This is a genomic window from Geofilum sp. OHC36d9 (assembly GCF_052400685.1).
GTDB lineage: Bacteria > Bacteroidota > Bacteroidia > Bacteroidales > Marinilabiliaceae > CAZHHH01.
The window spans coordinates 741,975-764,330 of record NZ_JBQTGJ010000001.1; the positions used below are offsets into that span (position 1 = coordinate 741,975).

Annotated in this window: 21 protein-coding genes; 13 read left to right on the forward strand and 8 right to left on the reverse strand. The window is 40.4% G+C overall.

The window, feature by feature from the left end:
- Nucleotides 1-41 precede the first annotated feature (41 nt).
- The gene (locus tag ACT3CD_RS02725; protein WP_444642701.1) at nt 42-2,549 is read left to right on the forward strand and encodes a T9SS type A sorting domain-containing protein; all 2,508 of its coding nucleotides are present in this window, start codon (nt 42-44) and stop codon (nt 2,547-2,549) included.
- A 68-nt stretch (nt 2,550-2,617) separates the two neighbouring features.
- Here ACT3CD_RS02725 and hisIE read toward each other — a convergent pair whose 3' ends face one another.
- The 7 genes from hisIE to ACT3CD_RS02760 all read right to left on the reverse strand — a co-directional run bounded on the left by hisIE (nt 2,618) and on the right by ACT3CD_RS02760 (nt 8,053).
- Nucleotides 2,618-3,217, reverse strand: coding sequence for a bifunctional phosphoribosyl-AMP cyclohydrolase/phosphoribosyl-ATP diphosphatase HisIE (gene hisIE, locus ACT3CD_RS02730; RefSeq protein ID WP_444642703.1), 600 nt, complete (start codon nt 3,215-3,217; stop codon nt 2,618-2,620).
- Between the two features lie 55 nt (nt 3,218-3,272).
- Nucleotides 3,273-4,031 carry an imidazole glycerol phosphate synthase subunit HisF gene (gene hisF, locus ACT3CD_RS02735; RefSeq protein WP_444642705.1) on the reverse strand — a complete coding sequence of 253 codons (759 nt, stop codon included), beginning with the start codon at nt 4,029-4,031 and terminating at the stop codon, nt 3,273-3,275.
- 100 nt (nt 4,032-4,131) lie between these two features.
- A complete protein-coding gene (hisA, locus tag ACT3CD_RS02740) occupies nt 4,132-4,869 on the reverse strand; it encodes a 1-(5-phosphoribosyl)-5-[(5-phosphoribosylamino)methylideneamino]imidazole-4-carboxamide isomerase (protein ID WP_444642707.1) in 738 nt (245 codons plus the stop codon).
- 10 nt (nt 4,870-4,879) lie between these two features.
- A complete protein-coding gene (hisH, locus tag ACT3CD_RS02745; protein ID WP_444642709.1) occupies nt 4,880-5,488 on the reverse strand; it encodes an imidazole glycerol phosphate synthase subunit HisH in 609 nt (202 codons plus the stop codon).
- Between the two features lie 89 nt (nt 5,489-5,577).
- Nucleotides 5,578-6,447, reverse strand: coding sequence for a formyltetrahydrofolate deformylase (purU, locus tag ACT3CD_RS02750; RefSeq protein WP_444642711.1), 870 nt, complete (start codon nt 6,445-6,447; stop codon nt 5,578-5,580).
- A gap of 77 nt (nt 6,448-6,524) precedes the next feature.
- On the reverse strand, nt 6,525-7,331 hold the full coding sequence (locus tag ACT3CD_RS02755) for an alpha/beta fold hydrolase (protein WP_444642712.1): 807 nt from the start codon (nt 7,329-7,331) through the stop codon (nt 6,525-6,527).
- Entirely contained in the window at nt 7,331-8,053 is a 723-nt protein-coding gene (locus ACT3CD_RS02760; RefSeq protein ID WP_444642713.1) for a pyridoxine 5'-phosphate synthase, read from the reverse strand. Before ACT3CD_RS02760 ends, ACT3CD_RS02755 begins: the two co-directional genes overlap by 1 nt.
- Before the next feature lie 143 nt (nt 8,054-8,196).
- Here ACT3CD_RS02760 and ACT3CD_RS02765 point away from each other — a divergent pair, with 143 nt between their 5' ends.
- The 10 genes from ACT3CD_RS02765 (at nt 8,197) to murI (ending at nt 18,187) form a co-directional block, all read left to right on the forward strand.
- On the forward strand, nt 8,197-8,862 hold the full coding sequence (locus ACT3CD_RS02765; protein WP_444642715.1) for a CBS domain-containing protein: 666 nt from the start codon (nt 8,197-8,199) through the stop codon (nt 8,860-8,862).
- Nucleotides 8,863-8,886: 24 nt separating this feature from the next.
- The gene (locus ACT3CD_RS02770) at nt 8,887-10,293 is read left to right on the forward strand and encodes a POTRA domain-containing protein (RefSeq protein ID WP_444642717.1); all 1,407 of its coding nucleotides are present in this window, start codon (nt 8,887-8,889) and stop codon (nt 10,291-10,293) included.
- Between the two features lie 318 nt (nt 10,294-10,611).
- Nucleotides 10,612-11,490 (forward strand): NAD kinase, encoded by an 879-nt coding sequence (locus ACT3CD_RS02775; protein ID WP_444642719.1) that lies wholly within the window; start codon nt 10,612-10,614, stop codon nt 11,488-11,490.
- A gap of 55 nt (nt 11,491-11,545) precedes the next feature.
- Nucleotides 11,546-12,271 carry a type IX secretion system protein PorG gene (gene porG, locus ACT3CD_RS02780; protein ID WP_444642720.1) on the forward strand — a complete coding sequence of 242 codons (726 nt, stop codon included), beginning with the start codon at nt 11,546-11,548 and terminating at the stop codon, nt 12,269-12,271.
- A gap of 20 nt (nt 12,272-12,291) precedes the next feature.
- Nucleotides 12,292-13,041, forward strand: coding sequence for an isoprenyl transferase (locus ACT3CD_RS02785; protein WP_444642722.1), 750 nt, complete (start codon nt 12,292-12,294; stop codon nt 13,039-13,041).
- A 2-nt stretch (nt 13,042-13,043) separates the two neighbouring features.
- A complete protein-coding gene (gene bamA / locus ACT3CD_RS02790) occupies nt 13,044-15,632 on the forward strand; it encodes an outer membrane protein assembly factor BamA (RefSeq protein WP_444642724.1) in 2,589 nt (862 codons plus the stop codon).
- A gap of 55 nt (nt 15,633-15,687) precedes the next feature.
- Nucleotides 15,688-16,194, forward strand: a complete 507-nt coding sequence (locus tag ACT3CD_RS02795; RefSeq protein ID WP_444642725.1) for an OmpH family outer membrane protein — start codon at nt 15,688-15,690, stop codon at nt 16,192-16,194.
- A gap of 20 nt (nt 16,195-16,214) precedes the next feature.
- Entirely contained in the window at nt 16,215-16,727 is a 513-nt protein-coding gene (locus tag ACT3CD_RS02800; RefSeq protein ID WP_444642727.1) for an OmpH family outer membrane protein, read from the forward strand.
- Between the two features lie 37 nt (nt 16,728-16,764).
- Nucleotides 16,765-17,277, forward strand: a complete 513-nt coding sequence (locus ACT3CD_RS02805) for an OmpH family outer membrane protein (RefSeq protein ID WP_444642729.1) — start codon at nt 16,765-16,767, stop codon at nt 17,275-17,277.
- Between the two features lie 67 nt (nt 17,278-17,344).
- Nucleotides 17,345-18,187 (forward strand): glutamate racemase, encoded by an 843-nt coding sequence (gene murI, locus ACT3CD_RS02810; RefSeq protein WP_444642731.1) that lies wholly within the window; start codon nt 17,345-17,347, stop codon nt 18,185-18,187.
- 275 nt (nt 18,188-18,462) lie between these two features.
- On the opposite strand, the gene ACT3CD_RS02815 is transcribed toward murI, so the two are convergent.
- A complete protein-coding gene (locus ACT3CD_RS02815; protein ID WP_444642733.1) occupies nt 18,463-18,975 on the reverse strand; it encodes a gamma carbonic anhydrase family protein in 513 nt (170 codons plus the stop codon).
- 512 nt (nt 18,976-19,487) lie between these two features.
- On the opposite strand from ACT3CD_RS02815, the gene ACT3CD_RS02820 reads away from it, so the two are divergent.
- Complete coding sequence (locus ACT3CD_RS02820) at nt 19,488-21,332, forward strand: 2-oxoacid:acceptor oxidoreductase subunit alpha (protein WP_444642735.1); 1,845 nt, start codon at nt 19,488-19,490, stop codon at nt 21,330-21,332.
- A 3-nt stretch (nt 21,333-21,335) separates the two neighbouring features.
- A complete protein-coding gene (locus ACT3CD_RS02825; protein ID WP_444642737.1) occupies nt 21,336-22,352 on the forward strand; it encodes a 2-oxoacid:ferredoxin oxidoreductase subunit beta in 1,017 nt (338 codons plus the stop codon).
- The last annotated feature ends 4 nt before the right edge of the window (nt 22,353-22,356 follow it).

A 22,356-nucleotide genomic window follows, 5' to 3' on the forward strand; every position in this document is an offset into this window, starting at 1 on the left:
CCACCAAAGATTTGATTTGTTGTTGCGTTATCAGAAATATCATGAAGGATGTAAATAGGGGTTTTAGATGTGTTTTTTTATTTCTTATCGTTTCGGTAACTAATTGTTTGGGCCAGATTTCAACCGAACAGACACCTGCTAGCTTTGGTTTGTTAAAAGCAGGGACTGAGAGTATAATTCCAGCCCTCTCGTTTGATTCTTTGTCTGTTCCCGATTTGTTAAAAGCTGATGAACAGGCTGGTATAACTCACCGTATTGGGGTGGTTAAGGATACTGCCATTGACATTATTGCTGCGGGTTCTAATTTTTCTGTAGGGGATGTCGATGTTTGGCAGTATAAGGTTACGTGTCCGGATGCATTGTCTATAGGACTGTTTTTCTCTTCTTTTTTGATTCCGGAAGGGGCTTCGTTATTTGTTTATAACGAAGATCACTCAAAGGTTTTAGGTGCTTTTACCAGCGAAAATCATAAATCCAACGATGTGTTTTCGGTGGGGCTTTTATCGGGAAACCATTTAATTATTGAGTATAATGAAGATAGTGGTGCTCCTTTTCATGGACAGCTTTATTTAGAAAATATTTCATTGGTGTATCGCGCCATTAGCCAAAGCGATTATGTTGGGATAAATTGTGATGCCGGCCTCGACTGGCAGGTGGAGAAGCAGGCTGTTTGCCTTATGACATATAACAGTGGTCGTTATAGTTATTACTGTACGGGTGCATTGATGAATAATGTGAGGGAAGATAACCTGCCTTATTTTTTAAGTGCCAACCACTGCATTAGTACCGATGATGAAGCACAGTCGCTTGTTGTTTATTTTAATTATGAAAACAGCAGCTGTGATGCTGATGATGCTTCAATGGATCAGTCTTTGTCGGGAGCCTCCCTAAGGGCTACGAGTAGCTATACCGATTTTACTTTACTTGAATTATCGGAGTTGCCTCCCGACGATTACAAACCTTATTATCTTGGGTGGGATGCCCGGTCGGATTCACGATATACATCTACCACCTGTATTCATCATCCTGAGGGAATGGCTAAAAGTATCGCAATAGATCATGATGCGCCGGAGGTCTACACTTCAAAAATATTGTGGGACGATAATAGCTTCTCTGCTGGAAGCACGCATTGGGAGGTTACCTATGATGTAGGTGCTGATGGTGGTGGCTCTTCCGGCTCGCCTTTATTTAATCAGGACAAGCGAGTTATTGGACAGTTGCATGGTGGTGATGATGTCACATCTTATTTTGGCCGGTTCTCTTTGTCGTGGGATTATGGCAGTTCATCATCGGAGCGGCTGAAAGATTGGCTTGATCCGGATGATACGGGAACGCTGGCGTTGGATGGGAGTGATTCTAAGAATCCGCCAAATGCTGCTTTTTCATCGGATGTCGACTTGGCCTGTCTGGAAACACCGGTCTATTTTACCGATTTGAGTTCCGGTTCTCCTACATCCCGTTTGTGGACGATAACACCCAATACCTTTAGGTTCGAAGAGGGTACAGATGAGTTTTCGGCCAACCCGGTGGTTTCATTTCTTGCAGATGCTGACTATGACGTTACGTTGTTGGTGGCTAACGATTATGGCGAGGATACGGTTGTGCTAAATGATGCTGTTAAAGCAACGGCTGATCTTCCTGTGAATCTGGAGGTGGATGAAGATTCTTTTATTATTTGTGGTTCGGAATTAAATAATTATAGTTTTACTGCTGAAGGGGCTGTTTATTATAACTATAGTACCACAGCGCCCGATTATGTCTCTTTGGATGCTTCGTATAATAGGGTGAGTCTTTCGCTGAATGACGAAGGTTCAAATGCGGGTTCATTTGATTTTTATCTGGTTGTTGACGGTTCTCATGGTCGTTGTGTTGCTTCTGATAGCGTATTATTGACGTTGTCACAACCTGTAAATGATAATTACACCAACCCGGTTTCTTTGGATATTGGCTGGAATGGCTATTTTTCTAATTCGTGTGCTTCTGTCGAAGAATCTGAGAGCTATCCCTCTCAATGGTTAAGTCGTTCTTATTCTCTAATAAGTGCATCTCCGCTTGAAAATACGGTATGGTTTACTTTTACGGGACCTGAAACAGGTATGGTTTCGATCGTTTTGGAGGGGATAAATGGCAGGATGGCTGTCTATTCAGATTTGTATGATTTGATTGGTGAGGAATCTGGTATTTATTTGTCTTCGACACAACGTATTGACAATTTGACGGTTGAAGCCGGTGAAACTTATTGGCTACAGATAGATGGCATTGATGGAGCAGAAGGTGATTTTTCTATCTCTTTGTATTCCGATTTTACTAATGTATATCCAAATCCGTCAACCGGCCTGTTTCATGTTTTGATTGGAAATGCCGAAAACGGAGCACTCACGACATCGCTTTATTCGATGGATGGAAAGCGTATCGTGAATAGCGATTATTCAGTTTCTGCTGCGGCAAACGTTTTGGACCTGAATTTATCCGGTTTACCCGCCGGTATTTATTTGTTAAAAATGGAAATAGGTGGGGTGGTTTATGTAAAAAAACTTGTGAGAAAGTAGTTTTTAAGAACTGTTTCACAAGTTTTTTAGTGATTGTGTAAAATCCGATGAATGGTTTTATCGGATTTTTATTTGTGACGTTTTTTTAATTCGAGCGCCAAATCTTCAATTCTTAATCCTTTGTGTGTGAGCAGAACAATGAGGTGATACAGTAAGTCTGCGCCTTCGTATACGAAGTTTTCATCGTCGTTAGCCATGGCACCAACAATGGTTTCTACGGCTTCTTCCCCCACTTTTTGGGCGATTCTTCGAATTCCTTTTTCAAACAGCGATGTGGTGTACGAACCTTCAGGCATTTCTACTTTACGTTGGTCTATGAAATCCTGTAACTCTTTGAGAAACATGACAGGTTCTGCTTTGTTGGTCTCAGCCCAGCAAGTGTCGGCTCCGGTATGACAGGTTGGCCCGGCAGGATTACATTTAATTAACAGGGTGTCGTCGTCGCAGTCGGAAGAGATGCTTACTACGTGCAAAAAGTTGCCTGATTCTTCACCTTTGGTCCATAGTTTTTGTCGTGAGCGACTGAAGAAGGTAACTTTGCCTTCTTTTTGAGTTTTGTCCAGCGCTTCGCGATTCATATAGCCCAGCATAAGAACTTTGTTGGTTGTATTATCCTGTATGACGGCCGGAACTAATCCGTCAGATGATTTTGAAAAGTCTATGTTCATGTTTTCTAAATTTGAGAAACAACCGGTGTGTAAATGGGGTGTTTCAGTTGATTATTTATCTTACTTCAATGCCTTCCTTGCGAAGATACTCTTTTAATGTGGGAATGGGAATTTCATTGTAGTGAAAAACACTGGCTGCCAGAGCGGCATCGGCTTTTCCCAGGGTAAAGGCATCGCGGAAATGGGCCATGGAGCCGGCTCCTCCGGAAGCTATTACCGGAATGGAAAGTTCGGTGCTGATGCGTGCCAGCGCCTCGTTGGCAAATCCTTGTTTCACGCCATCGTGGTCCATACTGGTAAAGAGGATCTCCCCGGCGCCTCTGCTTTCTGCTTCTCTGGCCCATGAAAATAGTCGTTTTTCAGTTAATATCCGACCTCCGTTAACTGTCACAGCCCAGTCGTTTCCTTTTGTTTCTTTTTTGGCATCAATGGCTACAACCACAAACTGATTACCAAAACTTTGTGCCATTTCGTCAATCAGTTCCGGTCTGCGTACGGCCGATGAGTTAATACTTATTTTATCGGCTCCGGCGTTCAGTAAGGCTTCTGCATCTTTTAATTCGCTGATGCCGCCGCCTACCGTAAACGGGATGTTGATGTGTCTGGCAATACGATGAACCAGGTCAATCAGTGTCTTCCGACCTTCGTGTGTGGCGGTGATGTCGAGAAAGACCAACTCGTCGGCTCCTTGGTCGGCATACGCGGCAGCCAGTTCCACAGGGTCACCAACGGTTTTCAGTTCCACAAATTTTATTCCTTTCACGGTCATGCCATCTTTAATGTCGAGGCATGGAATAATACGTTTTGCAAGCATAGTCTTTTTGTTAAGTGCAAAAGTATTAGGCGCACTTACTTTTAACAATGTGTTTTTTTAAATTTTCGGATGTCACTGTTGCATAGCCGGTTTTGAATTATCATTGGAGATTTATTTTTGCCAGCTCGTCAAGAGTAATCCGTCCTTCATAAATGGCCTTCCCGAAAATGACGGCCGGTACGCCAGCCCCGGCCAATGCTTCAATGTCTTTGCGATGACTGACGCCACCACTGGCAATAAGATATAAATCCGGAAATTGTTCCCGTATTTCTTTGTACAGGTCAATGGCAGGGCCTTGCAACATTCCATCTTTGCTGATGTCGGTGCAAATAGTTTTGGTAATACCCAAACGGCTGTATTGATTGAGAAAATCAAACAGGTCATGCGATGAGGTTTCCTGCCAGCCTGAAACGGCTATTTTTTTGTTTTTGACATCTGAACCCAGTATGATTTTATCTGCACCATATTTCTTTATCCACCCGGCAAAGGTATCCGGATTTTTCACGGCGATGCTTCCACCTGTAACCATGCTGGCTCCGCATTCAAAGGCAATTCTCAGATCGTCGGTCGTTTTTAATCCACCCCCAAAGTCAATGATGAGATTTGTTTTTGAAGCAATAGTTTCTAATACTTTGTGGTTTATGATATGGCCGGCTTTTGCGCCGTCCAGATCAACGACGTGAAGTCGTTTTATGCCATGTGCTTCGAATTGGAGGGCTACCTCGAGCGGGTTTTCGTTATAAATTTGTTTGGTAGTATAATCGCCTTTACTGAGTCGTACGCATTTCCCCTCAATGAGGTCGATGGCCGGTATAAGTTCTATCATTGGTTGTGACATAGCCGGTTGGTTATAATTTCAAAAAGTTTTGTAAAATCCGGTGTCCTACGGGCCCACTTTTTTCGGGGTGAAATTGGGTTGCAAAGAAATTATCTTGCTGGAGTGCCGAACTGTAGGGTAAAATATAATTGGTGGTGGCCGCCGAACTTTTGCCCAATGGCACATAAAAACTGTGCACAAAATAGACGTATTGTCCTTCGAGTGAAGAATCGAAAAGATCACTTTTGAGATCAAAAATTTGGTTCCAGCCTATTTGCGGGATTTTTAGATTTAGTGGATTGGGCTGTGGCAGTTGAAATTTTTTTACAGGCTCGTCAAATATATTAAGGCAATCAACCGCTCCTTCTTCACTGTGACGTCCCATCAATTGCATACCGAGGCAGATTCCCAAAACTGGTTGTTTGAGGGTTTTTATCACCTCGCCTATTCCCGATTGGTTTAGGTAATTCATGGTTGTACTTGCTTCGCCAACCCCCGGAAAAATAACTTTATCGGCTTGTCTTATTTTTGATTCATCGGCGGTTATTTCAGCCGTCTGTCCCAGTTGAACCAAGGCATTATTAACCGAACGGATATTACCTGCATTATATTTTATGATGACGATATTTTGTCTGGACATCCTTTATGTTGATTAAATGATCATGATACCTAAAGATGTTTGTGTATCGTTTTGTTTAGTCGTGTGGCTTAAATGCCGTTCATTATTTGTTAATGGAAAATAATGGTTTTGTTTTTGTATATCAAAGTTTTTCGCTCTACATGAGCCATTACAGCTCTCGACAAAACAATTTTTTCCACGTCGCGTCCTTTTTGAATGAGTCTGGCAATGCTGTCCTGGTGCGAAATGCGCGCAACATCCTGCTCTATAATGGGTCCGGCGTCCAGATCGGAGGTGACATAATGGCTGGTGGCCCCAATAATTTTTACCCCTCTGGCGTGTGCTGCATGATAGGGTTTGGCGCCTACAAAGGCCGGTAAAAAGGAATGGTGAATATTAATCACGTGCTCCGGGAAATTACTGACAAACTCGGCCGATAATATTTGCATGTAACGAGCCAGTACTATAAAATCAATTTTATGTTCTTTTAGTATTTCCAGTTCTTTCTTTTCCTGCTCGGCTTTGTTGGCAGTTGTTATTGGTACATGCACAAATGTTATTCCAAATTTGCCAACCACGTCTTCCAGGTCGCGGTGGTTGCTTATTATTAATGGGATCTCTGCTTTTATGTCACCACTTTGATAACGCGCTAACAGGTCGAACAGGCAATGCGACATTTTTGAAACGAAAATGGCCATTCGGGGAATTTCATCTGAGAAATTTAGTTTCCAGATCATTTTACATGGAATGGCAATGGCATATTCAAATGCGGATGCAATTTGTTCGCGGGTGAGCTCAAAGCCTTCCAGTTCCCATTCAAGACGCATGAAAAAACGCTTCTCGTCACGATCGGTGTGCTGGTCCAGTCCTACAATGTTGCCATTGTTACGGTGAATAAAATCGGTCACTCTTGCAACAATTCCCCTTTGATCGGGGCAATGAATTCTTAAAATAGCTGTGTCGCTATGATTTTTGTTCATAATACATTATTAATTGTTTGCAAAAGTAGTTAAAAATCTCCGGGATGTAAGTGAATTGCTCTTAAAACTATCAGGTTCTAATCTTCCAAAAAATAGGTCAGTGTTTTAAGAAATAAATCCTTTTGTTCGGCATGCACCCAATGTCCGGCATTGGGTATGGTCACAATTTGTGCTTGCGGAAAGTAACGTAGAATTGGCATGGTGTCTTCCTGTTTGATGTAAGGTGATTTTTCTCCTTTTATAAACAGTACAGGTGCTGCGTTGAATTTTGTCTTTTCATCTAATTGCGAAAATCCGTCCATAATTTCCGGCAAATGATTTATTAATGCATCAATATTCAGCTGCCAGTAATAAGTGCCATTGCTGTTTCTTTTTACATTTTTAAGAAGAAATTGTCGCAATTGTTTAGCCGGAAAAACAGGTTTTAGTGCATCGTCCATTTCTTTACGACTACCCATTGTTTCTGGTTTGAGAGCTTTTAATGTCTTCAGTATCCTGAGATGGTCATTGGTTACTTCGGCATAATTGGTAAAGGTGCCGTAGTTTTTTGGTGCTATGTCAACCACCACCAGATGCTCAACGACTTCAGGGTGTTCCAGCGCCAGTCGCATCACCGTTTTTCCACCCATCGAATGCCCTATGAGTATGACTTTGCCTTTGGTTTCGGTTTTTATGAGTTCATACAGGTCTTTGACTAAAACATCGTAATTGTGTTCTTCGCTGTGCGCACTGCGACCATGGTTTCGTTGGTCAGGTAACAAAATTCGGTATTTGTCACTAAGGGCTGATGCGACCGACAGCCAGTTGTCAGAAGCGCCATACAAGCCATGAACAATTATTACCTCACGATTTCCGGTTCCTGTTTCGCGGTAATAAAGCTTCATTATAATTCCTTAATAAGTTGTTTTTTATAAAGTTGAATGGTTCGTTCAAGTCCCATATATAGAGCGTCGGCAATAAGTGCATGCCCTATGGATACTTCTTTCAGAAAAGGTATGTTTTCATTGAAGTATTTCAGGTTTTCGAGACTTAAATCGTGACCTGCATTTATTTTCAGACCCAGCTTGTTAGCCAGATTGGCCGCTGCAACAAACGGGGCAATTGCTTTTGCCGGGTCGTTCGGGAAATGAGTAGCATAGGGTTCTGTGTATAGTTCTATTCTGTCGGTACCTGTTGTAACAGCATTTTCAATAAAGTCTGATGTTGTATCAACGAATATTGAGGTCCGGATGCCGGCTTCCTTTAGTTCAGCAATGACTTCTTTCAAAAATGACTGATGGTTGATGGTGTCCCAACCGGCATTGGAGGTGATGGCTTCCGGGGGATCGGGAACCAGCGTCACCTGATGGGGCTTTACTTCTTTCACTAATGCTATAAATTCGTCAGATGGATATCCTTCGATATTAAATTCGGTGGTTATAACTTTACGGATATCGTAGACATCCTGGTGTCTGATATGGCGCTCATCGGGTCGTGGATGAACAGTAACACCTTCCCCGCCGAAGGCTTGAACATCAATGGCTGCTTTTACAACATTGGGTATATTTCCACCACGGGCATTGCGTAATGTGGCTATTTTGTTTATGTTAACACTTAGTTTTGTCATCCTTGATAATGTTTAGCACGAAGTTTGTTGTTTAAAACCAAATAAAGGTCTATATTGTTTAGTATGATAAACACCGAATGGTTTAATAAACCTTTTAATTAGGCCTTCAAAGTTACTAAGTATTCTTAATATCCGTCGAATATATGTTGGCAAAAGATTTAATTTCAGATATTATTCCCGCGTTAAAAACTTCCGATACAGGTTTGGACGTAATTAACTGGATGGAGGCTTTTCGGGTGTCGCATCTGCCCATCGTAAATAATCGTGTTTTTTTGGGATTAATTGCTGACATTGATATATACGACCTGAATTTGGCTAATGAGCCGCTGGGCAATCATCGTTTGTCGTTGATGAAACCTTATGTCATGGAATATCAGCATATTTATGATGTGATCGAAATTGTGGCAAGGCTGAAGTTGAGCCTGGTACCAGTGTTGGATGTTGAGCAGGAATATCTGGGTGTTATTACTCAGCAGGATTTAATTCATCGTTTTAGTGAGTTGATAGCCGCCCATACGCCTGGCGGAATTTTGCAGATAGAGGTGGGGCCTCGTGATTATACACTTTCTGAAATAGCCCGTATTGTTGAAGATTCTGATAGTAAAATACTTAGTTTGTATGTCAATCAGGATTCATCTCAGGAAACACTTTTTATAACCATTAAACTTAACAGAACTGATTTGGCACCTATAGTCAGTGCTTTTGAACGGTATGGCTATAAAATAAGAGCGCATTATGGTAGCGAAGAAGAGATCGATGAGGTTGCTGTGAAGAATTATGAATCATTGATTCGTTATCTAAGTGTTTAAGGGTATGGGAGGAGAGGGGTAATTATGAGAATGCTGTTGATAAACCTCTGTTTATTATTGTGCTGTAATGTATTGGCCATTAGTGCTGAAGAACCAGATGTGCCGCTGGTTAATCCTCGGATGGTCGGTGAAATTATGGTTTCAGGGAATTACCGAACTCATCGATCCGTCATCGTGGCTGAGCTTTTGTTTCATGAAGGCGATCTTATTGAAATGGTTGATCTTCCTGATTTAATTGAACGAAGTCGTGAGAATATTCAGAATACGTCTCTTTTTAATATCGTTAAAATTGATTGGTCATTTCCTGATATTAATACCGTTAATATTTTTATTGTTGTTGAGGAGCGATGGTATATTTGGGCTTTCCCGCTATTCGAGGCTGAGGGACGTAATTTTGCCGATTTCTTGAGAACCAACGACGGTGATAATTTTAATTATGGCCTTTATTTGAAACATGACAATTTCAGGGGACGGCACGAGCTGTTGAAGCTCAGATTTATAACAGGCTACCGAACTCAGGCAATTCTTGATTATCAAAATCCGGCTTTAAATCATAAGTCGGGATGGGGTGCCAAGATGGTGTGGTATATGTTTGATAAAATGGCTTATCAAACATCTGATGATAAGCAGTTGTTTATCAAACAGTCGGGTGATCAGCTGCTTCGTGAAATGTCGTTCCATTTATCGTATTCATATCGACATCATCACGATTTTTATCATAATATTATGTTGTCTTATTTTGATGTGGTTGCGGCTGATACTTTATTGGCCCTTAATCCGGGTTATTTGCCTGGTGGCAATACCACGTCGCGAACGCTTGAGTTTTCTTATACTTACGAATTTGATCGTCGTGATTCAAAGGTTTATCCGCTCAATGGCTTATATGCGCAGCTGGTATTTGCGCGTAGAGGAATGGTCGTGGATTCGATTTCAGACTGGACCGGTTTCTTTCAGGCTGAGTTGCTCTTGTCGTGGCAGAAACAGTTGTTGAATAGATGGTATGGGAAATCGGATCTGAAAATTTCTTTGATTGACAAACCAGACGTCCCTTATTTTTATCAAACCGGATTGGGCTATCATGAATATCTAAATGGTTTTGAATATCGCGTAATTGACGGTGCTACCTATGGGGCTTTGAAAAATAAATTAATTTTTGAGTTGTTGCCACGCCGAGATGTGGTTTGGAAGCGGATGCCGTTAAAACAGTTCTCGCGTATTCATTACGCCTTATATCTGAAGTTTAATTTTGATGCAGGGTATGTTATCAATACTAATGAGTTTGATAATAATTATATGGCTAACTCCGTTTTGTTCGGTTATGGTCCCGGCCTCGATCTTGTTACCATTTACGATCAGGTGTGGGGTTTTAATTATAGTTTTAATAACTTTGGCGATCAGGGCTTTTTCCTGCACTTTAATCTGGTGCTTTAATCATGTCTATTTGTAAAAGTATTGGTTTTTATGTATTGCTTGTTCATAATGTCAGGGGTTTGAGCCAGTGAGCTCCAAATCAATTTTCTCGAAGCTTGAAAAACGAGAGTTTACTGGTGTCGATGACCTTTTTTGAAGGCAAGTGTAACATAGAAGCTGGCCTTTGTTTGTAGACAATATGTGTATGACATATAGAGTCTGGCATTCGATGCTTAAAGTAGCTGTTACAGGTGGTATTTCATGATTTATTTGTAAAATGGTTTTACATTTTTGAATGTGCCGGTTTTAATATTATTCTTATTATATATCCATAGTTGTATGAAGATTGTCGTTTTTGGGAAACAGTTTGGGCCTGGTTTTTATGATAAGTGTGCTTTGCTGTTCAAATATTTGAACGAAAGCGGGGCAGAGGTAATTGTTTTTGAGCCATTTGCCCGTTTTTTGTCTGAAACAGCACATATCGAATCATATGCCAGTAAAACGTTTTCTTCTTATAACGATTTGCCCAATTGTAACATGCTTTTTAGTGTGGGAGGAGATGGAACTTTTTTGGATGCCATAACTATGGTGCGTAATCGTGATATTCCTTTGGTAGGAATTAATAGTGGACGTCTTGGTTTTTTGGCCGATATAGGGATGGGCGATTTACCCAAAGCTATTGACGAAATTCTTGAGGGGCGTTTTGGCATTCGGGAACTTAATTTACTTCAGCTTTCGGCATCGACTAATTGTTTTGGTGATATTAATTTTGCGCTTAATGAGTTGGCCATTCATAAGCGTGATAGCTCATCAATGATAACTGTTCATACTTTTTTGGATGGCGAATTTCTTAACTCGTATTGGTCTGATGGTTTAATTGTTTCAACACCAACCGGGTCAACGGCATACTCATTAAGTGTGGGCGGTCCGATATTGCTCCCTTCGGCCAAAGATTTTATAATTACCCCAATTGCGCCACATAATTTAACGGTTCGTCCTCTTGTAGTTCCAAATACGGCCGAAATTTCTTTAAAGGTAGAAGGGCGGGGTGGAAAGTTCTTGGCTTCACTTGACTCACGCAGCTGCATCCTTGATGATGCCGTTGAACTCAAAGTTCGGAAAGCGGACTTTACGGTTTCTGTTGTCGAGCGCATTGGTCAGTCGTTTTATTCTACGCTCCGAAATAAATTGATGTGGGGCGCCGATAAAAGAAATTAAACTAATTACAATAATTATAAAGGGATATCGTTTATTTAGGAAAGCTTTTTTTAATATGAGAAAACCAATTTTTCGTTTTTTCTTTTTGTTGGTTTTCCTGATTCTTTTCGCAGGAATCGAGGCTCAGACCAAACTGACTGCTGGGCCGGTTGTAGGAGTTGGATGGTATAATGGAGATTTAAACAATTCCAGACAATTTTACCAGATGCATCCTTCATTTGGGGTTTTATTTCGTTATGCTATAAAGGATCGAATTGCCTTTCGTGCGCAGGCTTCCTTCATGGAGCTTAGTGGGGATTATCAGTATAAAAACTATTATTTTCCCAATTCATCAGGAAGTAGCTATCACTTTGAGCGTTCAATTGGTGATTTGGTGGGGTTGATGGAAATAAATATGTTTTCTTTTGATCATCCTTTTAGCCAGAATGCTCGTTTTACACCTTTTTTAACCTTCGGTTTGGGCACTACCATCTATAAAAGGTATGAAGAAGAAAATGGTAAGGGCACTGAAAAACCGACTTTTGTATTATCTTTGCCATTCGGAGCGGGTGTGAAATGGAAGGTGAGCCCTTGGGTTCAGGTGGGAGCAGATTGGACATTCAGAAAGACTTTTGTCGATGATCTGGATATGATGGGTATTAGTGATTCAATTAATCCTGCCGACCCTTATCATTATAATATTTCCTCGTCCATTCACAACAATGATTGGTATTCGGTCATTGGAGTTTATGTAACTTTTCGCATCTTTTCCACCGGCGATAAATGTTTTGATGGGTTTTAAAGCAAGTGTTATTACAAAGTATGTCAGTTAAAAGTCAGTTACTTAAGGATCGGTTACCTCGTCATGTTGCTATAATAATGGATGGAAATGGCAGGTGGGCAAAAAAACGGGGTAATATGCGGATATTTGGGCACCGAAATGGCGTTAAAGCTGTTCGTGCTGTTACCGAAGCTTCTGCCGAATTAGGAATTGATTATCTGACGCTTTATGCTTTTTCTACCGAAAACTGGAGCCGTCCCAAAAGTGAAGTTGATGCATTAATGTCTCTTTTGGTTTCAACGATTTCTGATGAAACCAAAACCCTTATGAAAAATAATGTGCAATTGCGAACGATTGGTAATGTTGAAACTTTGCCGCAGGATGTTCGTGACAAACTTCAGACTTGCATTATTCAAACTTCAAATAATACAGGGTTGACACTTGTTTTGGCACTTAGTTACAGTTCCCGATGGGAAATATCGAAGGCAGTTAAAGGTATTGCCGCCGATGTTAAGGCCGGGAAGGTCGCTATTGAACAAATTAATGATGATTTGTTTGTGAGTTATCTTGAGACCAAAAACATCCCCGATCCGGAATTGTTAATCCGTACCAGCGGCGAGTTACGTATCAGTAATTTCCTGCTTTGGCAAATAGCTTATTCAGAATTATATTTCTCCGACGTTTTATGGCCCGATTTTGGTAAAGAAGATTTCTATCATGCACTTCTTGATTTTCAGAAGCGCGAAAGGAGATTTGGAAAAACCAGTGACCAGTTAATTTTAAACAAGTAAAGATGTTGAAACGCATTTTCCCGGTTGTAATATCGCTTTTATTATTTATAACTTCAATTAAGGGACAAACCAATTCAGCCGAGTTTTCGTATTCGGGTAAACCAAGAACCTATGAAATTGCTGCCATTGAGGTAATCGGTGATTTGAATAATGACCCTAAAATTTTGGCCAACTTATCTGGTCTCAAAGTCGGACAATCAATTACAGTACCTGGCGATCAGATTACGGCAGCCATTAAAAAATACTGGGATTATGGTTTGTTTTCAGATGTGAAGATATCGGCCTCCAAAATTGAGGGACAATTTATTTATTTAGAAATTTATTTGCAGGAACGACCCCGTTTGTCGGAGCTTAATTATTTTGGGTTAAAGCGGTCCGAAATTGAAGCAGTGGATGAGAAGGTGGCCATGATGAAGGGGAGTCAGGTTACTCCATATTTGGTTGAACGATCGGAACGGTTTATAAAGAATTATTTTGTTGAAAAAGGTTTTTTTAATACAGAAGTTAATATTGTTCAGCGGGATGATACATCTAAAGTAAATCATGTCTTTCTGGATGTTTATGTGGATAAGAAAGAAAAAGTTAAGGTTAATAGCTTAACTTTTATTGGTAATGAGGCTTTTTCGGATGTTAAGTTGAACCGTTTTACCAAAAAGACCAACGAAAAGGGTAAAATACGTAATTTCTTTAGAACCAAAAAGTTTGTAAAAGATAGTTATCAGGAAGATCTGAAAACTATTATCGAAAAATATAATGAAAAAGGGTATCGTGATGCCTATGTTGTGTACGACTCTATTTCGCGAAATGATGATAATACCGTTGATGTTAAAATATCCATTGACGAAGGTCATAAGTATTACTTTGGTAACATTACCTGGGTAGGTAATAGTTTGTATCCGGGCGAGTATCTTAGCTATTATTTACGCATTCAGAAAGGGGATGTCTTTAATCAGACTATGCTTGACGAGCGGTTGTTTACTGACGATGATGCGGTTCATAACTTATATATGAACGATGGGTATTTGTTTAGTCGGATAACTCCGGTTGATGCCCGTGTTTATAACGATACAGTCGATGTAGAGATGCGTGTATATGAGGGCGATCAGGCTACCATCAATAACGTTATTATTAAAGGTAATACGAAAACACACGAGCACGTAATACGTCGTGAATTGCGCACTAAGCCCGGCGAATTATTCAATAAGTCGGCATTAATTCGTACTGTTCGTGAATTGGCGCAGATGGGGCATTTTGATCCTGAAAAGATTAATCCTGTTCCCATTCCAGACCCGGATAAAGGAACCGTTGATCTTGAATATAATCTGGAAGAAAAAGCCAATGACCAGATTGAGTTGTCAGGTGGCTGGGGCGGTGGCATGTTTGTTGGTTCTTTGGGCCTGAAGTTTACTAACTTTTCGGTTCGTAACTTCTTTAATAAAGAAGCCTGGCGCCCACTCCCTACTGGAGATGGTCAAACACTTTCGCTGCGCGCACAAACCAACGGACAGTATTACCAATCCTATAGTGTGAGTTTTGTTGAACCATGGCTTGGAGGTAAAAAACCAAATTCATTGAGTGTTTCTGTTTATCGTTCTATTCAGTCGGGTGTTAACAGTTCCTATTATAATAACTATAATTCATATAGTTCGTATGGTTATGGCAGCGGTATTGGTGGTGGCTATGTTACTTCTAATGATGTAAATACCGATGAATATCTTAAAACACTGGGTATTTCAGTGGGATTGGGACGCCGATTAACCTGGCCCGATGACTTCTTTACTCTTTATACTGAGTTGAGTTACAATCAGTACGATCTTAAAAATTGGGATTATTTCTTTATGAGTGATGGTTTGTCCCACAACCTTAAGTTGAAGGTAATGTTATCACGGAATTCAATTGATAATCCATTGTATACACGTTCCGGATCTAATTTTACAGTGGGAGTGGAGCTAACGCCTCCTTATTCAGCCTTCACCGGAAAGGATTATTCTAAAATTACTGATCAGGAAGAACTTTATGAATTTGTTGAATATCATAAGTGGACCTTTAAGGGCTCAATGTTTAAACCGCTCGATACTAATAATAAATTGGTATTAATGACTAAGGTTGAAGCAGGATTTTTGGGGTATTATAACGAATATTTAAAATCTCCCTTTGAGAAGTACAATCTTGGTGGTGACGGAATGGCTGGATATAGTTATTACGGAAGTGAAACCATTGGCTTAAGAGGTTATGAAAATAATTCGCTGACTGCCATAAATTATGTATACGATGAAGATGGTAATATTACCCGTTCAGCTTACGATGGTAATATGTATACCAAAATGACGATGGAGCTTCGATATCCTTTAACTCTCCAGCCCTCAGCAACTGTTTATGGTTTGGTTTTTGCCGAAGCAGGTAATTCCTGGTCAGAATTTAATGATTATAATCCTTTTAATCTGAAACGTTCTGCTGGTGTTGGAGTAAGAATATTTTTGCCTATGTTTGGTCTCATGGGCATTGACTGGGGTTATGGCTTCGATGATGTTGTTAATAATCCTGGTGCTTCGGGAAGTAATTTCCATTTTGTAATGGGACAAAGCTTTTAATTAAAGTGTATCTTGTGATAGAAAAGAATAACATTTTTTAATAAAATTGGTTATTATGAAAAAAACAATTATAATTTTGTTGGCTTTGATGAGCCTTCAGAGTGTCTTAATGGCTCAAAAATATGGGTTTGTTGATACTGATTATGTTTTGCGTAATATCCCTGCTTATGAGGCTGCACAAGAACAATTGAATCAGGCCTCAAAAGGTTGGCAGCAAGAAATTGAGGCTATTTATAAAGAAGTAGCAGAGTTATACAAAACTTATCAGTCTGAAAGTGTTTTTCTTTCGGCAGAGATGAAAACAGCGCGCGAAGAAGCTATTATAGAAAAGGAGAAACAAGCTAAACAGTTGCAGAATAAGTATTTTGGCCCAGATGGGGAATTGGCTCTTCGTCGGCAAAGTTTGGTGCAGCCTATTCAGGAGCAAATTGCTGCTGTAATATCTGAGATGTCGCAGGAAGAAGGTTTGGCTGCTGTTTTTGATAAATCGTCCGGCGTTTTATATCTTGACCCGAAGCAGGATTACAGTGATAAGGTGTTGCAACGGTTAGGTTACAAGTGATAATAGTTAAATAATTGGTAATGAGATTTTACAGAATTGTATTTGCAGTATTTCTGACCATTGTGTTGGTAATGCCTGCCGCAGCCCAGGACTTAAAGTTTGGACACATTAGTGTTGCTGATGTTATTTTGCTGATGCCTGAATATAAAAATATAGGCACTGTGATGGAAACAGAAACCAAAAAGTTGGAAGATCAGTTGGGCGTAATGCAGGGCGAACTTAAAAAATTGGAGACGGAGTATGAGAGTAATTATGAATCTTATACGGACCAACAACGTGCTGACAAGGAAGCTGAGTACGGAACCATGCAACAACGCGTTCAGGAGTTTTACGCCAATGCCCAGAAATCATTACAGCAAAAACAACAAGAATTGCAAGAACCTGTTCTTGCAAAATTGAGGGAAACAATTGAATCTGTTGGTCGTGAAAACGGTTTTCTCTATATTTTCGAAGTGAACTCTGGTTTAACTTTGTATCATTCAGCTAAGAGTGTAGATGTGACCCCTTTGGTTAAAGCCAAGCTAGGTATTTAGTAGCGGTTATTATTGTTGAATTATTAATATGCATAATATGAAGATTTTTAAGTCATTATTGATTGTTTCGTTGTTTTTATTTTCTGGCATGGTTAAGGCTCAGGAATTAAAATTTGGTCACATTAATGTTCAGGAGTTGATTCAGGTGTTACCTGATAAGCAAGCTGCCGACCAGAAGTTGCAGGCTGAGGCAAAGATTTTGCAAACGCGTATGCAAAAAATGAGCGAAGAGCACGAAACTAAATTTAAGGAATATTTGGCCCAACGTGATAGTTTGCCTGAATTAATCAGGGCTACCATGGAAAAGGAGATTCAAGACATCGAACAACGTCTTCAGAATTATCAAACAATGGCTCAACAATCTCTTTCCAAGAAAGAACAGGAGCTTTATAAACCAATTTTAGAAAAAATTCAACAGGCTATTGATGCTGTTGGACAGGAACAGGGATTTGTTTATATCTTTGATCTTAGTTCACAAGTTGTTTTGTATCATTCTGATAAGAGTGTAGACTGTATGTCTCTTGTGAAAGCTAAATTGGGCGTCAACTAATTGTCGTTTATACCGCATAACGAAGGATGATGCCATTGGCATTGTCCTTTTTTCATATTTTGTAGTCATGATTTTACTGAATCGGGATGTTTTGCCTGGCCCCATAGCCGTTTTTGACTCGGGGTATGGGGGATTGACCGTTCTACAGAATTTGTTGGATGAATTTCCGGAATATGATTTTATTTATTTTGGTGATAATGCGCGTGCACCATATGGTAGCAGGTCGTTTGATGTGGTTTACAGATATACACGTCAGGTGGTGCAATGGCTTTTTGAGCGTGGTGCACATCTGGTTATTTTGGCTTGCAATACAGCTTCGGCAAAGGCACTAAGGACCATCCAGCAAGTTGATCTTCCAAAATGGGATCCTTCACGTCGGGTTTTGGGCGTTATACGCCCCAGCGTGGAACTGCTGGCAGGAATTTCAGGATCGGGACATATTGGCATCCTCGGAACCGAGGGAACTGTTTTGTCGCAGTCTTATCCGCTCGAAATAAACAAGCTATCTCCACAGCTTAAAGTTACGCAGGAGCCTTGCCCGCTATGGGTTCCTATTGTTGAGAATCATCAGATGGAAACAGAAGGGGCCCGTTTTTTTGTGAAAAAGAATTTGGACAACCTTTTCGAAAAGGATAGAGATATAGATACTGTTGTCCTGGGATGTACTCACTATCCTTTATTATTGCCTGTTATCCGTGAGCTTCTCCCTGATAAGGTTCGGGTTATCTCCCAGGGGCCTGTAGTAGCTGAAAGTTTGCGCGATTATTTGCAACGCCATCCAGATATGGAAAGGCGAATTTCGCGCACGGGCACCTGCGAATATTTTACTTCTGAACAAGCTGATCGGTTTGGTGAGTCGGCAACCTTGTTTTTAAAGCGACCGGTGACGGCCACACAAATAGCTTTTTGATTTAGTGTTTTTTTGTACGTCGTTAAATATGATTCCGGTATATTGAAAATATACCGCGTTTTACCTGTGTCAGTTGTCTTTTTTTATCGCAAATGATTATTTTTGCTTTGTTAAAGGCTCTATTGAATGACTGTTCATAAAATATAGTCAGTATTTGCGCTATAAAATTTCAAATTCATGGCTTGCGAAGTCATAAAAAAAACAAGGCTTTTACTTTTCGTAAACGACTGTTTTTATGGCAAGCTTAACAAAGCAGTTGACATTATAGACAAATATTATTTATACCAGCCCGAATACATTAAGTAGTTATTTGCTATTTTGTGAATCATTTCCATGCTTTGTCCGGGTTCAATTTCTTTTACTTTTTTTGCCGGTATGCCGGCATAAACACTATTTGGTTCTACGATGGTGCCAGTTAATACAAGTGCATTTGCTGCTATAATTGAATTTGTGCCTATAACGGCGTGATCAAGAATGGTGGCGCCCATACCTATCAGGACATTGTTTTCGATTTTGGCACCATGAATAATCACATTGTGCCCCACTGAAACGTTGTCCCCAATTTCGACAGTCGATTTTTGATATAGTGTGTGCAGCACCGCGCCATCCTGAATGTTTACTTTATTTCCAATTCGAATTGCATTAACGTCGCCTCTCAATACAGCATTAAACCAAATGCTACAATCGTCCCCCAGTATAACATCTCCTATTATTGTGGCATTATCAGCAATAAATACGTTATTCCCGAATTTTGGTGTGTAACCTCTTACTTTTTTTATTAGAGCCATTTTGTAATTTTATTAGATGGTGAAATTAGTCTTCATTCTTCTTGTGAAGAAGAATATATTGGTAAAATTAACATTGAAACGTATCTGATTGTTTGTTTTGAATCTTATTTAGACCAATTATATATTGTTCAATGGTATTAATATCAGATTAAAAGTGGGAACGAGTCTCCATTCCGTTTATTTGCAATCGATTAATATAGCTGATTAGTTTTTTTTATCGTATTAGCACGATAAATTAAATGCTTGCTCCGAAAGGTTCAAATTCAAGGTTTGCGAAGTTTGAAAAATTTGAGTTTAGTATGGTTAATAATCATTTTTAAATCAAGCCAACACAGAAGTTGTCCATTTCTTGCGAGCACTAAATCACGTTGCCTTTTGCTAATTAAAAAATAATGGGATACTTTAGACTCGCATTTTTTATAATTTTTAGCAGAGAAGTCTGGTTTTTACCGGTTTCCTTTGCGTAATTTAAGTGGGGTTGGATGCACTAACCCGATTATATATTTTTAATTATGGGCAAAAGTTCTAAAGTGATTGAAGTTGAGAAGCTGGCGGTACGTTTTTCGGGTGATTCCGGAGATGGCATGCAGCTGACCGGGACCTTATTTTCTCATACTTCAGCTATTTACGGTAATGATATTTCAACTTTCCCTGACTATCCGGCCGATATTAGAGCGCCGCAAGGAACTATCGGGGGCGTGTCTGGTTTCCAGGTGCATTTCGGGAAAAGTGTTTCGACACCAGGTGATTTTACCGACGTTCTTGTGGCGATGAATCCCGCTGCATTAAGAGCTAACGCTAAGTTTATGAAATCGGGTGGAACGATTATCCTTGATGGTGATAGTTTTGATGATAAAAGTTTGAAAAAAGCAGGATATACCACCAACGATCCTATAGCAGAAGATAAACTGAATGGTTTTAATATTATTCAGGCACCTATTACGACTCTTACCAAGGAAAGTGTGGCTTATCTGAGTCTGGATCATAAAAGTGTTCTTAGAAGCAAGAATATGTTTGCGTTGGGAGTTGTTTACTGGTTATTTAACAGGCCCATTGAGCATACGCAGAGTTTTATAAGAAAAAAATTTGGTAAGAAGCCGCAAATTATGGCTGCCAATTTAAAGGTGTTGCAAGCTGGTTTTAATTATGGGGAAAATCTTCAGTTGGTTACCCCTTCTTATCATATTAGTCCATCTGAAATACGAAAGGGCGTTTATCGTAACCTAAACGGTAACAAAGCCACGGCCTGGGGTTTGCTTTTGGCTGCAGAGAAAAGTGGTTTGCAGCTGTTTTTAGGCTCTTATCCTATTACGCCGGCGACTGAGATTATGCAGGAGTTGGCGCTTCGCAAAGATTTGGGTGTAAAGGTGGTTCAGGCTGAGGATGAAATTGCCGGTGTTTGCACTGCTATTGGCGCAAGTTTTGCCGGAAGTCTGGCGGTGACCAGCACTTCTGGCCCAGGTTTGGCCTTGAAAAGTGAAGCTATTGGTTTGGCTGTAATGGCTGAGTTGCCATTGGTTGTAATTGATGTTCAACGTGGTGGCCCATCAACAGGTTTGCCAACTAAAACTGAACAATCTGATTTATTTCAGGCGTTATATGGGAGGAGCGGTGAAAGTCCTGCCGTTGTGATGGCTGCCAGTACGCCCGTCAACTGTTTTGACTATGCTTTTTACGCAGCCAAGATATCCGTTGAACATATGGTGCCCGTTATTCTATTGTCCGATGGTTTTATTGCTAACGGAACGCAGCAATGGCGGGTACCCGACGAAGATGATTTCCCCGCTATCATACCTCCATATACACATCAAAAACCTGGCGAATTTATGCCATATTTGCGAGATGATGAAAAACTTAATCGTGATTGGGCGCTTCCCGGAATGGAGGGGTATGAACATCGAATTGGGGGACTGGAAAAAGATGCGCTGACAGGCGCTATTTCACATGATCCGGCAAATCACCAGTTGATGACTAATACGCGTCAGGCTAAAGTTGATCGTATTGCACAGTCTATTCCCGAACTGGAAGTAGCAGGTGATGCTGAAGGCGATCTCCTTGTGGTGGGATGGGGCGGAACATACGGGCATCTGCTGACTGCCGTTAATGAGTTGAACGAGGCTGGACAGAAAGTTGCGCTTGCCCAGTTTAACTATATCATGCCTTTGCCTCGTAATACCGCTGATGTCTTTGCCAGGTATAAAAAAATTCTGGTTTGTGAACTCAATATGGGCCAGTTTGTCGGTTATTTGAGAATGAAACAGCCTGATTTTGTGTATTCCCAGTATAATAAAGTGCAGGGACAGCCTTTTACGGTAGAAGAATTGAAGAGTGAATTTGTTAAATTATTAGAGAATTAAAAAATGGATGCAACACAACAATATACTTTTACCGATTATAAAAGTGGGTTAAATGTACGCTGGTGTCCGGGATGTGGTGACCACGCCATTTTAAATACTGTACAGAAGGCTATGGCTGAGTTGGGATTGAAAACACATGAAGTTGCGGTTATTTCCGGAATTGGCTGTTCTTCCCGATTTACGTATTATATGAATACATATGGGTTTCATACCATTCACGGACGTGCTGCAGCTATTGCCACAGGAGTGAAAACTGCTAATCCGCGACTTAAAGTTTGGCAGATTACCGGCGATGGAGATGCGTTGGCTATTGGCGGGAATCATTTTATTCACGCCATTCGCCGCAATGTTGACTTGAATATGATCTTATTCAATAATCAGATTTATGGTTTAACCAAAGGGCAGTATTCACCAACATCGAAGCGTGGTTTTGTATCAAAAACTTCGCCTTTTGGAACTGTTGAATACCCATTTCGTCCTGGTGAATTAACCATCGGCGCGCGTGGCCATTTTTTTGCCCGTACCATTGATAAGGATTTGAAATTGTGCATTGATGTTTTTAAAGCAGCAGCTAACCACGAGGGGACTTCAGTGGTTGAAGTGCTTCAAAATTGTGTGATTTATAACGATGGCGTTCATGCGGCTATTACCGATAAAGAACATCGTGAAGACCGGACCATTTTGTTGGAACATGGAAAACCCATGATTTTTGGAAGTAATCGTGATAAAGGACTGATGTTGGATGGCATGCGTCTGAAAGTTGTGCGAATCGGTGAAAATGGAGTGACTGAGCAAGACATACTGGTGCATGATGCTCATAATCCTGATAATACTTTGCATCTGAAACTAGTGGATATGGAGTATCCTGAATTTCCCGTGGCTACTGGCGTTATTCGTAATGTTGATTCATTAACTTATGATGCTGAGGTAGAAGCGCAAATAGAGGCCGTTAAGAAAACTTCAAAAGTTAAGAGTTTTTATGATTTGGCGAGAGAGGGTGATGTTTGGGAGGTTAAATAATAAG

What these genes read in the sequence shown, in the direction of transcription:
- ACT3CD_RS02775 (WP_444642719.1), top strand. Translation starts at nt 10,612, where the DNA reads ATGAAGATTGTCGTTTTTGGGAAACAGTTTGGGCCTGGTTTTTATGAT.
- ACT3CD_RS02765 (WP_444642715.1), top strand. Translation starts at nt 8,197, where the DNA reads ATGTTGGCAAAAGATTTAATTTCAGATATTATTCCCGCGTTAAAAACT.
- ACT3CD_RS02770 (WP_444642717.1), top strand. Translation starts at nt 8,887, where the DNA reads ATGAGAATGCTGTTGATAAACCTCTGTTTATTATTGTGCTGTAATGTA.
- murI (WP_444642731.1), top strand. Translation starts at nt 17,345, where the DNA reads ATGATTTTACTGAATCGGGATGTTTTGCCTGGCCCCATAGCCGTTTTT.
- ACT3CD_RS02815 (WP_444642733.1), bottom strand. Translation starts at nt 18,975, where the DNA reads ATGGCTCTAATAAAAAAAGTAAGAGGTTACACACCAAAATTCGGGAAT.
- porG (WP_444642720.1), top strand. Translation starts at nt 11,546, where the DNA reads ATGAGAAAACCAATTTTTCGTTTTTTCTTTTTGTTGGTTTTCCTGATT.
- ACT3CD_RS02760 (WP_444642713.1), bottom strand. Translation starts at nt 8,053, where the DNA reads ATGACAAAACTAAGTGTTAACATAAACAAAATAGCCACATTACGCAAT.
- ACT3CD_RS02800 (WP_444642727.1), top strand. Translation starts at nt 16,215, where the DNA reads ATGAGATTTTACAGAATTGTATTTGCAGTATTTCTGACCATTGTGTTG.
- ACT3CD_RS02795 (WP_444642725.1), top strand. Translation starts at nt 15,688, where the DNA reads ATGAAAAAAACAATTATAATTTTGTTGGCTTTGATGAGCCTTCAGAGT.
- bamA (WP_444642724.1), top strand. Translation starts at nt 13,044, where the DNA reads ATGTTGAAACGCATTTTCCCGGTTGTAATATCGCTTTTATTATTTATA.
- ACT3CD_RS02785 (WP_444642722.1), top strand. Translation starts at nt 12,292, where the DNA reads ATGTCAGTTAAAAGTCAGTTACTTAAGGATCGGTTACCTCGTCATGTT.
- hisA (WP_444642707.1), bottom strand. Translation starts at nt 4,869, where the DNA reads ATGTCACAACCAATGATAGAACTTATACCGGCCATCGACCTCATTGAG.
- ACT3CD_RS02825 (WP_444642737.1), top strand. Translation starts at nt 21,336, where the DNA reads ATGGATGCAACACAACAATATACTTTTACCGATTATAAAAGTGGGTTA.
- ACT3CD_RS02725 (WP_444642701.1), top strand. Translation starts at nt 42, where the DNA reads ATGAAGGATGTAAATAGGGGTTTTAGATGTGTTTTTTTATTTCTTATC.
- hisH (WP_444642709.1), bottom strand. Translation starts at nt 5,488, where the DNA reads ATGTCCAGACAAAATATCGTCATCATAAAATATAATGCAGGTAATATC.
- ACT3CD_RS02805 (WP_444642729.1), top strand. Translation starts at nt 16,765, where the DNA reads ATGAAGATTTTTAAGTCATTATTGATTGTTTCGTTGTTTTTATTTTCT.
- purU (WP_444642711.1), bottom strand. Translation starts at nt 6,447, where the DNA reads ATGAACAAAAATCATAGCGACACAGCTATTTTAAGAATTCATTGCCCC.
- hisF (WP_444642705.1), bottom strand. Translation starts at nt 4,031, where the DNA reads ATGCTTGCAAAACGTATTATTCCATGCCTCGACATTAAAGATGGCATG.
- ACT3CD_RS02820 (WP_444642735.1), top strand. Translation starts at nt 19,488, where the DNA reads ATGGGCAAAAGTTCTAAAGTGATTGAAGTTGAGAAGCTGGCGGTACGT.
- ACT3CD_RS02755 (WP_444642712.1), bottom strand. Translation starts at nt 7,331, where the DNA reads ATGAAGCTTTATTACCGCGAAACAGGAACCGGAAATCGTGAGGTAATA.
- hisIE (WP_444642703.1), bottom strand. Translation starts at nt 3,217, where the DNA reads ATGAACATAGACTTTTCAAAATCATCTGACGGATTAGTTCCGGCCGTC.